The organism is Streptomyces sp. ICC1, assembly GCF_003287935.1.
Classification (GTDB): domain Bacteria; phylum Actinomycetota; class Actinomycetes; order Streptomycetales; family Streptomycetaceae; genus Streptomyces; species Streptomyces tritrimontium.
In genome coordinates, this window is record NZ_CP030287.1 from 6,553,596 (window position 1) to 6,566,147 (window position 12,552).

Annotated in this window: 14 protein-coding genes and 1 pseudogene; 5 read left to right on the top strand and 10 right to left on the bottom strand. The window is 69.7% G+C overall.

The window, feature by feature from the left end; genetic code table 11:
• Window positions 1–89 precede the first annotated feature (89 nt).
• Window positions 90–1,046, bottom strand: a complete 957-nt coding sequence (locus DRB96_RS30745) for a hypothetical protein (protein ID WP_162688806.1) — start codon at window positions 1,044–1,046, stop codon at window positions 90–92.
• Window positions 1,047–1,327: 281 nt separating this feature from the next.
• Between DRB96_RS30745 and DRB96_RS30750 the strand changes: the two genes are divergently transcribed.
• On the top strand, window positions 1,328–1,645 hold the full coding sequence (locus DRB96_RS30750) for a DUF6087 family protein (RefSeq protein WP_112451407.1): 318 nt from the start codon (window positions 1,328–1,330) through the stop codon (window positions 1,643–1,645).
• A gap of 11 nt (window positions 1,646–1,656) precedes the next feature.
• Here DRB96_RS30750 and DRB96_RS30755 read toward each other — a convergent pair whose 3' ends face one another.
• Both DRB96_RS30755 and DRB96_RS30760 read right to left on the bottom strand, forming a co-directional pair.
• Window positions 1,657–2,685: a hypothetical protein gene (locus tag DRB96_RS30755; RefSeq protein WP_112451408.1), complete on the bottom strand. Its 1,029-nt coding sequence runs from the start codon at window positions 2,683–2,685 to the stop codon at window positions 1,657–1,659.
• A gap of 189 nt (window positions 2,686–2,874) precedes the next feature.
• A complete protein-coding gene (locus DRB96_RS30760; RefSeq protein ID WP_112451409.1) occupies window positions 2,875–3,345 on the bottom strand; it encodes a hypothetical protein in 471 nt (156 codons plus the stop codon).
• A 301-nt stretch (window positions 3,346–3,646) separates the two neighbouring features.
• On the opposite strand from DRB96_RS30760, the gene DRB96_RS30765 reads away from it, so the two are divergent.
• The 4 genes from DRB96_RS30765 (at window position 3,647) to DRB96_RS30780 (ending at window position 6,133) form a co-directional block, all read left to right on the top strand.
• A complete protein-coding gene (locus tag DRB96_RS30765; RefSeq protein WP_112453886.1) occupies window positions 3,647–4,009 on the top strand; it encodes a DUF317 domain-containing protein in 363 nt (120 codons plus the stop codon).
• Between the two features lie 52 nt (window positions 4,010–4,061).
• Complete coding sequence (locus DRB96_RS30770) at window positions 4,062–4,355, top strand: hypothetical protein (RefSeq protein WP_112453888.1); 294 nt, start codon at window positions 4,062–4,064, stop codon at window positions 4,353–4,355.
• Between the two features lie 24 nt (window positions 4,356–4,379).
• Window positions 4,380–5,126, top strand: coding sequence for a DUF317 domain-containing protein (locus DRB96_RS30775; RefSeq protein ID WP_112451410.1), 747 nt, complete (start codon window positions 4,380–4,382; stop codon window positions 5,124–5,126).
• Between the two features lie 98 nt (window positions 5,127–5,224).
• Window positions 5,225–6,133, top strand: a complete 909-nt coding sequence (locus DRB96_RS30780) for a hypothetical protein (protein WP_112451411.1) — start codon at window positions 5,225–5,227, stop codon at window positions 6,131–6,133.
• 243 nt (window positions 6,134–6,376) lie between these two features.
• On the opposite strand, the gene DRB96_RS30785 is transcribed toward DRB96_RS30780, so the two are convergent.
• From DRB96_RS30785 to DRB96_RS30815, 7 genes and pseudogenes are all read right to left on the bottom strand, one after another.
• A complete protein-coding gene (locus DRB96_RS30785; RefSeq protein WP_112451412.1) occupies window positions 6,377–7,069 on the bottom strand; it encodes a hypothetical protein in 693 nt (230 codons plus the stop codon).
• Window positions 7,070–7,153: 84 nt separating this feature from the next.
• Window positions 7,154–7,576, bottom strand: coding sequence for a hypothetical protein (locus tag DRB96_RS30790; protein ID WP_112451413.1), 423 nt, complete (start codon window positions 7,574–7,576; stop codon window positions 7,154–7,156).
• Between the two features lie 80 nt (window positions 7,577–7,656).
• Window positions 7,657–9,393 carry a mobilization protein gene (locus DRB96_RS30795; RefSeq protein WP_239516421.1) on the bottom strand — a complete coding sequence of 579 codons (1,737 nt, stop codon included), beginning with the start codon at window positions 9,391–9,393 and terminating at the stop codon, window positions 7,657–7,659.
• Complete coding sequence (locus tag DRB96_RS45160) at window positions 9,390–10,016, bottom strand: hypothetical protein (protein ID WP_239516422.1); 627 nt, start codon at window positions 10,014–10,016, stop codon at window positions 9,390–9,392. The genes DRB96_RS30795 and DRB96_RS45160 overlap by 4 nt, the downstream gene beginning before the upstream one ends.
• A 148-nt stretch (window positions 10,017–10,164) precedes the next feature.
• Window positions 10,165–10,356: a hypothetical protein gene (locus DRB96_RS30805; RefSeq protein ID WP_112451414.1), complete on the bottom strand. Its 192-nt coding sequence runs from the start codon at window positions 10,354–10,356 to the stop codon at window positions 10,165–10,167.
• Window positions 10,357–11,366: 1,010 nt separating this feature from the next.
• Window positions 11,367–11,810, bottom strand: a pseudogene (locus DRB96_RS30810) (DUF2637 domain-containing protein); the annotation flags it as partial.
• Window positions 11,807–12,523, bottom strand: coding sequence for a WhiB family transcriptional regulator (locus DRB96_RS30815; RefSeq protein WP_112451415.1), 717 nt, complete (start codon window positions 12,521–12,523; stop codon window positions 11,807–11,809). The pseudogene DRB96_RS30810 and the gene DRB96_RS30815, both read right to left, overlap by 4 nt.
• Window positions 12,524–12,552: the final 29 nt, after the last annotated feature.

Consider the following 12,552-nt stretch of genomic DNA (forward strand, 5'->3'; position numbering starts at 1 on the left):
GAGGCCCCAGGAACCGAGCACGACCGGTTCCTGGGGCCTCTTGGCGTCTCCGCGACGGGCTGCTGCTTGAACCCGGGCCCTTGCCCGGATCAGCCTGGGCTGCCTCGAAAGCGTCGGGGCCGAGACCCAGTGACGTTTGCCGGGTCGAGCTCGGGGTGCGGTGCCTGGCCGGGCATGGGGTCCTGCTGGGTGAACGGCGGAAGATCCCCCGCAGTCCGCCCGGGGGCGGGAGGAATGGCGGGCGCACTCAGCCTGTCCCAAACGCTGGGGACCAGCACCCTGTTCTCTCCGTAGTGCACCTTGATGCTGTCCTGGCGCGTCGTGCGCATCCACAACGGAGCCCCAATCAGGATGCGGCTGACGCCCGCCAATTCCGGGTCTCCGCGGAGGTTCCAGCGGCTCGGCGTGAGCGTCACATCCTTGTAGATGACGGCCACGTACTCAGTCGCGTCGAACCCCATAATCGTGTAGCCGCGGGTTTCGGGACGCCCCTGGTGATCAGCCGGGTCGCCGTAGATGCCCTGCGTCAGCGAGACCTTGAGGATCTCCCGAGCGGCCTCCTCGTCGTCGAGCGAATACGCCGGTCCCCTCCTGGCGCTCACCCCCGCGCCCCTGCGGGCCAGGAACTCCTCGATCAACGGAGCATTCGACGAGGTCCATCCGCCGGCAGAGTCTTCCTCCGGGACGTCGTAACCCTTCAGGTTCTTCAGGCTCCCGAACAGGCAGAGGTCGACACGGCGGCCCTGCTGAGTGACGGTCTGCATGTGGGTCAGGGCGGTCCGCCCCGGGAGGCGGTGCTCGGGAAACCCCCACCGCTGGAACTCCGCCACCTCGGCCCAGCCCGCTCCCTGAACGTACTGCCCGGAAGTCGGGGCGTCGAAGTCCGTGACGATGGACCTGCGGAGCTTCTTCTTCAGCTTCTCGGCAATGTCGAAGGTGGTGTTCTCGCGATCCCGGCCGGCGAGATTGATGCCGTTGCCCGCCAGACCAAGATTCAAGGCGGGCTTGATGCGATGGTCCAGTCGAATCCCGTTGTCGTCGATCACCTCACCGACGAGCCTTTCGGACCAGTAGACGTATCTGCCTACAGGCTTGGGCAAGGCTGACCTCCGCAGGAAAGCAGGCCCGGCTACGGACGCGAGGCCACTGACACAGCAAGACGATCGACAGACAGCACTAGTTCCCGACTGTCACCCATTCCAGTGACCCCCATACCACTCGGTAAAGTTGGGCCCTCCGAATTGGAGCCACCTCCTTCGGTCCCGGGAGAAGGGGGGCGGCCTGCTGTCCGACTTCGGTAGGGTGCTGCCCTCACGGAGGTACGACCATGAACGACGAACCATTCGAGCGCTGGTTCGCCCGCCGACAGGCGCGCTTACGCCAGCCAGGTCAGCTCAGGGCCATCACCCTCGGCGTTGGTCCGCAGCGGGCCGCCCACATCGATCCCGACGCCCCGCGCATGATCGTGGAGTGGGACGGTTTCGACTGGCAGGCGGTCATGGTCGTGGACAACTACGCGGCGGCCTGTCTCGTCCTCACCCCGTCCGAGGGCAGGGCCGCCGACCAGACCGAGACCACCGGTCCCGTCACGGGACGCAACCCTTTGGCTCCGGGCACCGGACGTCACCGCAAGCCCAGGCCCTGAACCATGCCAAGCTACCGGGCTGCCGAAGGTACGTACGGTTGATCAAGTACCCAGGAGGCAGCAAGGTCCTGGCATGCCATTTCCCGGGCATCCGTCAGCTCGCCACTGACTACTCCGGCCGCCGTCACCCATCCGTACTTGAACCCACGGCCGTAGCCCATGTGGGTGGGGACCACGCCGAATGTCCAGCCGAGGAGTGGCCGGTCGGCGTTCTCCCCGAGCACCGGGATCATGTCGAAGGCGCGACGGTAGACAGCCCGCGCCCGCTCCCGAGCTTGGTCGTCCTGCCAGTGCTCCGCAGGCCCAGAAAGGTGCTCCAGCAGGGCGGCTGCCGCGACCCCCTCGTCTTGGTATGTCCGGCGGCCCACCGCATTGCCGGTGGTCACCCACGACGCCTGTAGGAGGGTTTCGGGGCTGGTGTGGTACGTCCACCCCACCAGTTGTCCACCCGGATCCTCCACCGGACGGAAGATATGCGCGCCGGGGTGGACGTGTGCGACAGCAAGTCGCGCCGTCTCCGTGGCGGCCAGCTCCTCGCGGCGCGCAAGACGAAGGGCTTCGGCAGCCTCCTCGCGTGAGGCGTAGCGGGGTGTTTCGGTCTGGGCGTCGGCGGAAACCCAGCCGAACTCCCTGTCGTAGATCCCGTACACCCACCCCGCGGTCTGGCCATCGTCCGTCGTTTCCTGGCAATCGTGGCCGCGGTCCCGGTGAATGCGGGCGGCCGCCAACAGCGCGGCGCCTCGGATTTGAAACGCGATCCGATCGGGCAGATCGTCACCCGGAACAGGCGGCCTGACAGGGGCGGGAACGCTGACTGACAGGGGAGTGCGATCCCTCGCCCCGTGCTCCGCCACCCACTCCAGCCGCCCGAGGTGAGTCACGACGGCCAGGCCTTCACGTTCCAGTTCTTCGAAGGCCCGCCGGTCGATCCCTGCGCTGGAGTGCACCGCGCCGAGCCGATCATGCAGCGCGTGCCAAGCCTTCCTCGCGCGCGGAGACAACTTCACGGGCGGACGAAAGTCCGTGCTGGCACGGGTCATGGCGAAGGTCCTCCCAGGACAGTAGGCGGCGCGCTGACGGGTTCGAGGCGCGCTATGTCAGCCCGCGCCGGTGACGGGCTGCATCCCCGCGTACGCGGGGCTACTGGGAGGCCGGCTGTTCTCCAGGAGCAAGTCTGCCCTCCTTGGCCATCCCAGCTCTACCTTTTCCTCGAGTGAGCGACCGAGGCCTCAGATGGCTGGATAGGGCCTCGGGTGGCCCAACCGCTCGTACTCCACAGCCTTCGCGTCGACTTCTTCCAGCGCGCGGACACGCCCAAGGGCCTGCAGCGCCATGACCGTGGTGCAGACCGCGACAGCGTGTACCTGGTCTGGTAGCGCCAGATCCCCCAGTGCGGCAGTAAGCCTCGTCTCCTGCGCCGCGACTCGGCGGACAGCCACCGACGTGGCTAACTCGTTCTCCATGGGCGACAGGGCTGCCACAACATCCAGGTGGCGCACCGCCATCGTTGGCTCGCCCAACCTGTCGAATAACTCGTCGTGTTCGAGGACCAGCCAAGCGCGTACCCGCTCTAGCCGACCGGTGTCCAGACCCGAGAGGCAGGCCTCGACCTGGAGCCGGTTCTGGGAGAGGTAGGCGCGAGTCAGGTCGGTTGCCCGCCACACCGCATCGACCATCCAAGGGTCAGCGGATTCCGTCATGGCCTCCTTCTAGCGGAATTTGGGGAGGCGGTACGGGATAATCGTCCCGTCTTACCACTATCGATGTCGCAGCGGGCATGTAAGACCGGTCGTCCTGGCGGCTCTTCCTGCCGAGGACAGCTTCGGAGTTAACGTTAGAAAGTGTGCAGAATGGTATGGGGCCGACCTTCACCGGAGCGTAGTGAAGTGCCAGTTCGCCTGGGGCAGACAAGAAAGAAGCCCAAAAGACTGGTGCAACGCCGCAACGGATGTCAACGTGGACACCTTCCCAAGAAACCGCAGGTCAGAGAGGTGTCTGTCGTTGGCCGTGGACACAGCGAAGCCCGGATTCTCCACCACGATCGAGGCCCTGCGACTGCGTACCTGGCGGCTTGGGCCGGGACAGCCAGCCAAGGTGATAGACCAGTTCACCGACGAGGACTTTAAACTCGTCGTGGACGACCGGGCCGATGTGCACATCAACTCGCGCGACGGCCGTTTCTACCTGGGCTGGTTCCCCACCGGACGCCCCGGCACAGATAGCGACGGCTGGGTAATTGCCGTCACGGGCACAGCTGCCGTCCCCGGATATCGCGTCACCTTCGACACCGAGACCCCCGCCCAAGTCGTAGCCGCAGTGGTGGCTGAGGTCATAGTCACTTCCGCGCCCGTACGCTCGCACTGAACTTCTCCCCGCGTGCGCTTGGCACGAACGTCGCGCACGCGTCCTGTTGACGATGAAGGAGCCCACTTTGGCACCGGAGTACACCATCGGCGAGATTATCGACCGACTCTCCGAGTTCGACCGCGATGCCATCCTCAGGATGGCCATCAACCCGCTCTTCCCGATGGAGCACACGGCAGGCTCCATCGTCAGCGCCGTGGACCCGCAGGGCCGGACCGTCGTGTACCTCGCCGAGAGCGGCGAGCAGCTCGGCCCCTTGCCCAAGCCTGCAGCCGTTGAACTGGCCTGGCACGAGCCAGTCGAAGCTCCGTCCCGCCGGCGCCGAGGTGCCACCGGAAACCTGTAGCCCGTTCCACCGCTCCGTACTGCCTTGGAGGCGCCCCTGAACCCCCGCTCTTCCCGCTACCCGTCCACCCCCGACCCGGGCCCGTCCTACTGGGTCTCTCCCCGCCACCTCGCCGGTGATGACGGCGTCCTCGCCGACCGGATCGGCGACACCCTCGCTGAGGCCGGCTGGGCGAGCTGGACGACCGCCCGCAGCACGTTGCTCTACCTGAGCCCGAACGGGCTGAGTGGCGCCGAATGGATCCGTACCGACAACGCCTTCCTGCTCGGCGGACTGCCCGTGGCCTGGCAGGTCTCCGCGCGTCCTCACCGCGACAGCGCCTTGGCTGAGTGGAACGCGTACTTCACCCCCGACACCCCGCACGAGGCCGTCGCGGACTTCCTCCTCGCTGTCGAGGCCCGTACGGATCCCGCCGTCAACTACTGCGGCCCGGAGTCCGTCATGACGGCGTTGACGGCCATGGGCTGGCCCCGCGATTTCGACCAGCCGGAGACCACCGCCTGGGACGCAGGGATGTCGGCGGGCTTCACCCGAGGGCCGCTGCCGGCGGGGATCCAGGACGGGGACCCGCGCCCGGACCTTGAGGGGTGGCAGGCGTGGGCCGAGCCGGTCCTTGGCTCCCCCTACCTCTGGTGCGCGACCTTCAGTGCCAGCACCCCTCACGACCTGGTCGCGGCCTTCGCCGCCTCGATCGCCTCTCCCGCCCCGGTGCGGCGTCGAGTCCTTCCGGAACTCGCTGCGGGACGTCTTACCTTCAGCCTTCCCGGCTGACCTCTCTGCGCTGCACCGTAACGGGCTGCCGTCCGGCCATCTCCAGGCCGGCGGCAGCTCCTTCGGCATGTCCAGTTCCCTGCCACCCAGGAGGCCCCTTGCCCCACACCCTGATCCGACTTTCCACTGGCCGCACCAACGGCGTCGCCCACTACGGCCTGATGTTCGGCGACGCCGAGTTCCTGACGGCCTGTGCGACGCACTCGCCCGACCTCGCCCCGATCGGCGACCACACAGCCCACCAGACCTGCCAGAGCTGCACGAGGGCCATCTTGGTGCTCATGACCCTGCCCTACTCCGGCGAGCTGGAGGCCAGGCCCGCATGCGGTGCGGGAAGGAGCGCGGCCGCCCACCGCCCGATCCCCGGCCACCTCCTCGGCTACTGCGGCAAGGCCCTGGACTACCGCCGTACCTCCGGCAAGCGGGCCTGCGCCAACTGCGCACACCTCACCAAGACCCTGGACGCGCTCCGCCGGCGAGCGGGCGAACTCGTCCTGCCCGCGGCCGAGCCGTGTCATAGCGATGCCAGCATGCTGTGGACCCTGCCGGGCGGCGGTCGCTCTGGCGTGGGACACCGCCGCAATGGTGCCACCGGGCAGACGTACTGCGGTGAGCGGCAGCCGACCGTTCCGGCCGCCGGGTCCCACGAGTGCCCCGGCTGCTTGCGCCTGTGGGCGGAGGAGGAGACCGTCCGCCAGATGTACACCCTGCCCGAGATGCGTGGGCAGGCGGCAGTGTGGCGAGCTGATGTGCACGGCGCCTTCGAGGATCGGGCGTGGGTGCTGGAGCCGGGCGACCGGTACGCGATCTCTGGCTGCGATGAAGCCCACCACGTCGTCGCCGTCTCCCGGCGCCGCTACGACAGCCGCGTCGACCTCGTCGTCTATCTGTCCGGCGAGGACCGCGTCACCGATGCCCGTGTCCACGGCGACCGGCTCCTCCGTATCCAGCGGCCGTTCGACGACGGCAGCGCGACCGTACGGCCCGCCCAGCAACGGGAGGCGTAACGAGCCGCGATACGTCGGGGTGTCACGGAACTGGTCAGGGCACCCCGAGCACGGGGTGCCCCAACGTCAGGAACCCCCGGTAGCCAGTCAGGCCCGGTTCCCACTCCGCAAGGAGGAGGGAACCGGGCCTGTCGCGTATCCCGGGCCCTGTTCCTCCGGGCTCTGGGCGCCCAAGCAGCCCCCGAAATGCAGGTCGGCCCCGCCGTTCCTGGGGGAGCGGCGGGGCCGGGGCGCGTGGTGCGGTCAGCTTGCGGGGTGGGCCTTGGTGAGGGCCTTCTCCACGTGGGAGTCGACCAGGGCCGGTGATCCCGAGACGATCAGCAGGACGGCTCCGGAGCGGACGGCCGTCTGCTTGACGACGCTGTCCTGCCCGCCGGCGGTGAAGGTCAGCAGCTGGCTCCAGGCCTGGTCGCCCAGGGCGGGGGCGGCGAGCTTCTGCGTGGCGATCTTGATGGGCTTGCTGCCGACCACCACCTGGTAGACGGGGCAGCCGGTCATCGCGTCGAAGATCCGCTTCGTACCAGCGGCCAGCTTCGGCGCGGTATCGCTGTAGAGCTCCTCGGAGACTTCGGATCCGGTGTCGCCGCTGTAGAGGAAGGAAGCCTTCGCCTTGTTCGGGAAGTCCAGGCTCCCACCGGAGGCGGCGTCACCGCCCAGCTGTTCCAGCGCCGGACAGCCGATCACCGTCACGTCGTCGTGACGGGCGGGGGTCTCGGGCTTGAGTGCGTAGTCCTGACCGAGGTCGGCCTCGACGAGCAGGCGTCCGGCGAGCAAGGAGGAGGACAGGGGAGTGCTGGACGCCGAGGCGCTGGCCTTGGGCTGCCCCGACAGCTCCCCGAAGGGCGAGGTGGAACCTGCGGCGGTGCTGCTGGAGCAGCCGGATATGGCGAAGGAGGCCGCGATGGCCAAGCTGGTGGCGATGGCGCGCATGCGCATGTGAACCCCTGGGGTGGTCGATCGGGTCTGACGGCCGGGCCCCCGTGGGGCTCTCCTCCGGCGTTGCGGGTGGCAGGGGTTGGGTCAGTGGCCGAGAAAGCGCAGGCATTCCTCGTACGAGGCGTGCTGTGCGGTGATGGGCCCGCTGATCGTGTTGAACCAGGCCGCATCGAGGCGGGGCTCGACCTGCTGGTGGCCGGCCGGGCAGCGCAGCCACACACCATCGGTGGTGCTCGCGACGATCCACTTCCGGTACGCACCGCACTCGCTGCAGGCGCGGACTTCACCGTCGAGGACGAGCGGGCTGTCATGGGCCGTCAGCATCCCGGCCAGTTCCTCGCGCGTCGGCATGCGCAGGTCGGGCGGCAGGAAGTCGTCCACGACCGGCACGGGCCCCGGTCCTTGGTTCTCCGGTTCCAGCGGCGGCTCGACGTGCGCCGCACTCCACGCTTCCCACTGCTGCTGGGCTTCGAGTCGTTCTCGTCGTTCGCGATTGCGTCCGAACATGAGGTCCCCCCTCGTCCTTGTCCTGCCGGGCACCATAGATCGTGCACCACACCCCTGTCGTCGTTCCACTCTAAAATCTCTCAATGTCCACGGGCCCGGTTGCGTTCGTCCTGGCGGGTGTTCGCGGGGCCGTTCGTGTGCGAACGCGACGGCTGGGCGGTGGTGTTTCCGGGTAGCGGTGTCGCGGAGGCGTCGGCGGGGAGCCCGGCCAGACGGCGCAGCCGCCACACCAATACATCGCTGACCGAGGATGCGGTATCCAACTCCCTTCGCCCGGTGGCCTGCACGAGGAGTCCGGCCGGATCGTGGCCGGCCGCTTCAGCGTCGGCGAGGGTAGAGGCGAGCGCCGGCCACCCGGCCTCGGCCAGGACCTGCTCGGCGAGCTCCGGCACCGCTTGGCGCAGGACGGCGGCATGCCGCCGCTGGAGCGCGGGGGGCAGGAGGCGGCCCCGCTGGTGGAGTACGGCCATGGGGTGGCCGGCTGCGGCCTGGTAGGCGGCGCGCAGGTGTTCGGCGGCCTGGAGGGCAGCGGCGGCCTGCTGGGCGTGCTCTTTCCTGCCGTGCCAGGCCGCGGCGGCGGTGACGAGGAAGAACGCCATGTCGATCAGCATCGCGGTGCTCGCCCCGTCCTCCCCGCGGCCGAGCGCCGGCCCGCCGTGAACGAGGTCACGGGCGGCCTGGCGCAGGGCGCGGTCGTGCCCCCGTGCGGCTCGGACGTGGGAGCGCGAGGCCCGCTCGAACACGGAGGCGGCCTCGCCAAGTTGCTTGCGGGTGTGCGCGGCGGAGGTCTTGGCGAGTGCGTCCAGGACCTCGCCAGCCGCCGCGATGTGCGCGGAGATCACGCCGTCGTCGCCATCGTCGAACACCAGCACCGCCTGCCAGGCTGCGGTCGTTGCGGCCCGTCGTGCGGAGGCAGGCCCGGGCACCGAGCGCAGCGGAGCATCCGCGGTGACGCCTTCGCCGTCCGGCCCGGCCGCTACGGGGTCCGTCCAGCGCTCACGGATGCGTGGCAGGGAAAGGTCCGGGGCAAGCCGTGCGCCAGGGTAGAAGACCGGCTCACCCTTCTTGTTGCGGTCGTCGGGGAGCGCGACCTTGTACCCGAGGAGGTCACCGGACGGTGCGACCCGCTTGTGGACGAGCAGGCCGGCCGAGGCCAGGCGGTCGAAGAACTCACCCTCGCTCTGGGCGCCGGCGACCGCACGGCGCACGGTCTCGCGCAGTTCTTCCCGGGCAGTGCGCTCGCGGCCCTGGCGCTCGGCCTTGTGGCGTTCGGCGCTGGTGGGGCGCTGGGCGGCGGTCCCGTCCCCGGGCGCGACCTGGTGCAGGCCGAGTTCCTTCTCGATGAGGCGGCACTCGGCCTGGGCTCGCTTGCCGGAGCGGAAGTCGTCGGGGCGGCTGCCGTCCTCGCACACCAGGGTGGCGATGATGTGGATGTGGTCGTCCGCGTGCCGTACGGCGGCCCAGCGGCAGGCCGGCTCGCCGTCGCCAGGGTCGATGCCGGTGGCGGCCACGACCCGGCGGGCGATCTCGCCCCACTCCTCGTCGGACAGGATCCGGTCGCCCGCGGTGGCGCGCACGGAGGTGTGCCACACGTGCTTGGCGGGTCGGGCGTGCTCCGGGAGGGCCTCGACGGGCTGGTCGAGGAGCTGCTGGAGGTCCTTCAAGGTGGCTTTCGGATCCCGGCCGGGGTCGGGGGACATGCCGTCGAAGGACGCGACGAGGTGCGGGTCGGTGTGCTCCTCGTGCTTGCCCGGCCCGTACAGGTAGGCGAGGAGGCCGATGGTCCGCGAGCCGGGGTCGTTGACGCTGGGGATCACGACGTGCGCTGCGCGATCAGCTGTGCCGCGGCTTCGTGCACCGTCTCGGCGGCCCGCTGGACGGCGGAGAGCGCCGTGTCGAGCTGGGGGACGTCAGCACCGGAGTTCAAGGCCTTGGAGACCTGGTTCAGGTTGCTGCCGGCCCAGCCGAGCCTGCGCCGGCTATCGAACAGGGCGGTGATCACTTCGCGCTCGTCGGCGATCTCGGCGCTGGTGCGGTCGAGGTCACGGGCGGCGGCGAGAGCGGAGCGGGCGAGGAAACCGGCGACGGACAGATGGCATCGGGCGGCGGCGGACTTGATCAGCGAGAACTCTTCTTCGTTGAAGCGGGTATTGGGCTGGTGCAGTCGCTTTTTCTCTCGCGGCTGGCGCGGGCGCTGTCGGGCGCGGTCGGCGCGGTCACGGCGGCTGCGACGCTCGGACGGCTTCTCCTCCTGCCCTGACTTCGATCCGCCCCCGGTCGAAGACAGAAGGACCTGCGCCCCCTGGTGCAGGTCCTCTCCCGCCCCCTCGGGGGCGGGTGTGACGGAAGCTACGCTTCCGTCCCAACTTGCTCGCCGCGAGAGCGAGTTGTAGTCCGGCTGATCTGGAGCGGTGGTCGCACTGTTCGGCGGGTTCGTCATCGGGTTCGGGTCCTCGTGGAGCTGGTGCGGTCGGGGTTGCGGTGGGGCGTTCGGGAACCTGCTGCCCGAACGCTGGGCGGCCCGGCAAGGAGCCTGGGCCGCCCTGTGGAGTGCCTCAGGGGGCACCCTGTCTGCCGTTATGGGTGAGTCATCCGCATTCGGGGCAGTGCGTGTAGTGCCGTGTGAGGGCCTCGGCCATCCGCTGCTTGGTGCCGAGTGCGTTCCGGGCGCTGGTCTTCGACTGGGGCGTTCCCTGGTGGTGGGCGGCGTAGTTGCCGAGGTAGCGGATGTCGCGCTCGAAGTCGGTGCGGATGCGAGTGAAGCGGGGACAGGTCTTCATCGGGGGCTCCTCGTCTTGGTGTTGTCGTCGCGCAGTCGGGCGAGGACGGGGGTAAGGCGGTCGTTGCGGATGGGGATCTGCTGGGCGCGCATGATCGCTCGCAGCTGCACGCGGGTGACCGACTCGTTGCCGTCCCGTTCAAGTGCGGTCCGAACGTGGGGACGCAGTCGGTCGACGATCTCGTCCTCGGTGAGGCGGGAGCGGGACCGTGGTCCCGTTCCGGTGCGGGACCGGTCTGGGACGCGGTTCCCCGTCCCCCGCTTCGGTTTGGGGACCGGTCCCCGGCGCGGCTTCGCCGGCGGGTCCTCGGGGTCGGCGTTGCCCCGGTCCCCGTCACGGTCCCCGGCGTCGTCCTGGTCCCCATCCGGTGCAGGGTGGGGACGGGGACCGTCCGTCTCGGTCCCGGGGGCCGTCCCTTTACGGTCCCCGGTCCCCGGGACCGAGACGGTGCGGTCGTGGCGGGGACGGTCCCCGCTGACGCCGTTGTTCCGCACCGTTGCGGGCGCGTGCCCCGCCCGGTCCCCGCCGGCGGCTTTGGGGTTGGGGACCGAGTTGGGGACCGTGCGGGGCTCGTTGCCGGTCCCCGGTGGGGCGACAGTCTCAGGACGGTCCCCGTGCTGGGGACCGTCGGTCCCCTCGGGACGGTCCCCGCGCGGGACGGGGACCGTGTTGGGGCCGGGGTTCAGCTTGGGGACCGTGCCAGGTCGGTCCCCGTTGTGGCGGTCCCCGGTCCCCAGGCCGGTGACGGTCCCCGATGGCTGCGCCGAATCGAGGCCGATGGGGGCCGGGGGGTCGGGGACCGGGTGGGGACCGTGCCTGTGCTCGGGGACCGTGCTCGTCTGGTCCCCACCCGTACGTTCCCCCGAACGGTGGTCCCCGCCGGCGGGGACCACGGTCCCGTTGCGGTCCCCTGCCTCTGCGGTGGGCTGGTCCCCCGCCGTCGTCCCGACGGTCAACGCGCTTTCGGGGGCGCCCTCCGTGGGGAGCGGAGCCCGGTCCCCGGGAGAGGCGACGTGCTGGTGGATCTGGCGCATCAGCACGCCGAAGGCCAGTAGTGCGGCGGTGGGTGGGACGGCGGCGACCACATAGTCCAGCGCGGGGACCGGGTCGGGGCCGGTCCCGCTTACGCCGGCGACGTTGAGCGCGATGGAGCCGACGGATCCGATGGAGGTGAGAGCGACGGCCCACCAGTCGGTGACCTTGCGCAGGCCTGCCCGCAGCATGAGCAGTTCGCCGATGACGATGAAGGCGTCCAAGGTGCCGGGCCAGGCCCACTGCCGCTCGGGTGACTTGGCCAGGCCGTGCTGGCCGGCGACCTCGGCCAGGTGCGCGTAACTCAGCCAGAAGGCGGCGGCGGTGAGCGCGGCGATGACGGCTCCGGCGGCGGCGAGCGTGAACCGCTCGGCGGACTCGGTGCTCTTCGTGGCTCTGGAGCCCGTGCCGGGGGTGCTCATACTGCCTTCCGGAGATTGTTGATCAGGGCCTGGGTCTGCACGTGACGAGCCACCGGCTTCGGCTTCTGCGCCACGACCTTGCCCCGTCTGTCCTTGCGGGGAATGCTTCGGTCCCGCTCGGGACCGTCACCGTCGTGGGCTTGGCCGGAGCGCGGGGGCTGCTGCCCGTCGAGGACGGCCTGCCGGGCGGTCTCGGCCGGATTGGGATCCGAGGCGAGGTTGTCGCGGTCGCGGTTCTCGATGGCGCGGGCCTCCACCCGGAGCAGGTCACGGGCCCACTCGACACCGATTTGAAGGGTGTGGGCGAGGCGGTTCGGGCTCCAGCCCTGGGCGCTCGCGTAGCGGGTGAGGGTCCTGCGCTCCAGTCGGCTCAGCTGGATGTCCCGGCCCTCGATCGCGGCCTTCACCCGGCTGTAGTCCAGCCGGTTCTCGACCTGGTCGTGCCAGGTCAGTCGCTCGGCCTCGGTCAGGCCGCCCCAGATGCCCTCCTTGACCTCGTTGTCCAGGGCGTAGTTGAAGCATTCGCGGCGGACCGGGCACCAGCTGCAGATCTCCTTCGCCTCCGCGATGGCGTAGTCGTCGTTGGGCGTGTGGAAGTACAGCTCGTCTGCGGTGGCGGGGTCGACTCCGTTGCAGGCGGCTCGGGCGTGCCAGCTGATATCGGCGACGCCGTGGAGGTCCGTGGGAGGGACGTTGGTGGTGATGTAGCGCATGGGGATGTGTCTCCGGGTACGCCTCATGG

Coding starts and splice junctions, on each gene's coding strand:
- DRB96_RS30770 (WP_112453888.1), top strand. CDS start 4,062: ATGAAGGAGCCCACTTTGGCACCGGAGTACACCATCGGCGAGATTATC.
- DRB96_RS30755 (WP_112451408.1), bottom strand. CDS start 2,685: ATGACCCGTGCCAGCACGGACTTTCGTCCGCCCGTGAAGTTGTCTCCG.
- DRB96_RS45160 (WP_239516422.1), bottom strand. CDS start 10,016: ATGACGAACCCGCCGAACAGTGCGACCACCGCTCCAGATCAGCCGGAC.
- DRB96_RS30750 (WP_112451407.1), top strand. CDS start 1,328: ATGAACGACGAACCATTCGAGCGCTGGTTCGCCCGCCGACAGGCGCGC.
- DRB96_RS30760 (WP_112451409.1), bottom strand. CDS start 3,345: ATGACGGAATCCGCTGACCCTTGGATGGTCGATGCGGTGTGGCGGGCA.
- DRB96_RS30785 (WP_112451412.1), bottom strand. CDS start 7,069: ATGCGCATGCGCGCCATCGCCACCAGCTTGGCCATCGCGGCCTCCTTC.
- DRB96_RS30790 (WP_112451413.1), bottom strand. CDS start 7,576: ATGTTCGGACGCAATCGCGAACGACGAGAACGACTCGAAGCCCAGCAG.
- DRB96_RS30815 (WP_112451415.1), bottom strand. CDS start 12,523: ATGCGCTACATCACCACCAACGTCCCTCCCACGGACCTCCACGGCGTC.
- DRB96_RS30805 (WP_112451414.1), bottom strand. CDS start 10,356: ATGAAGACCTGTCCCCGCTTCACTCGCATCCGCACCGACTTCGAGCGC.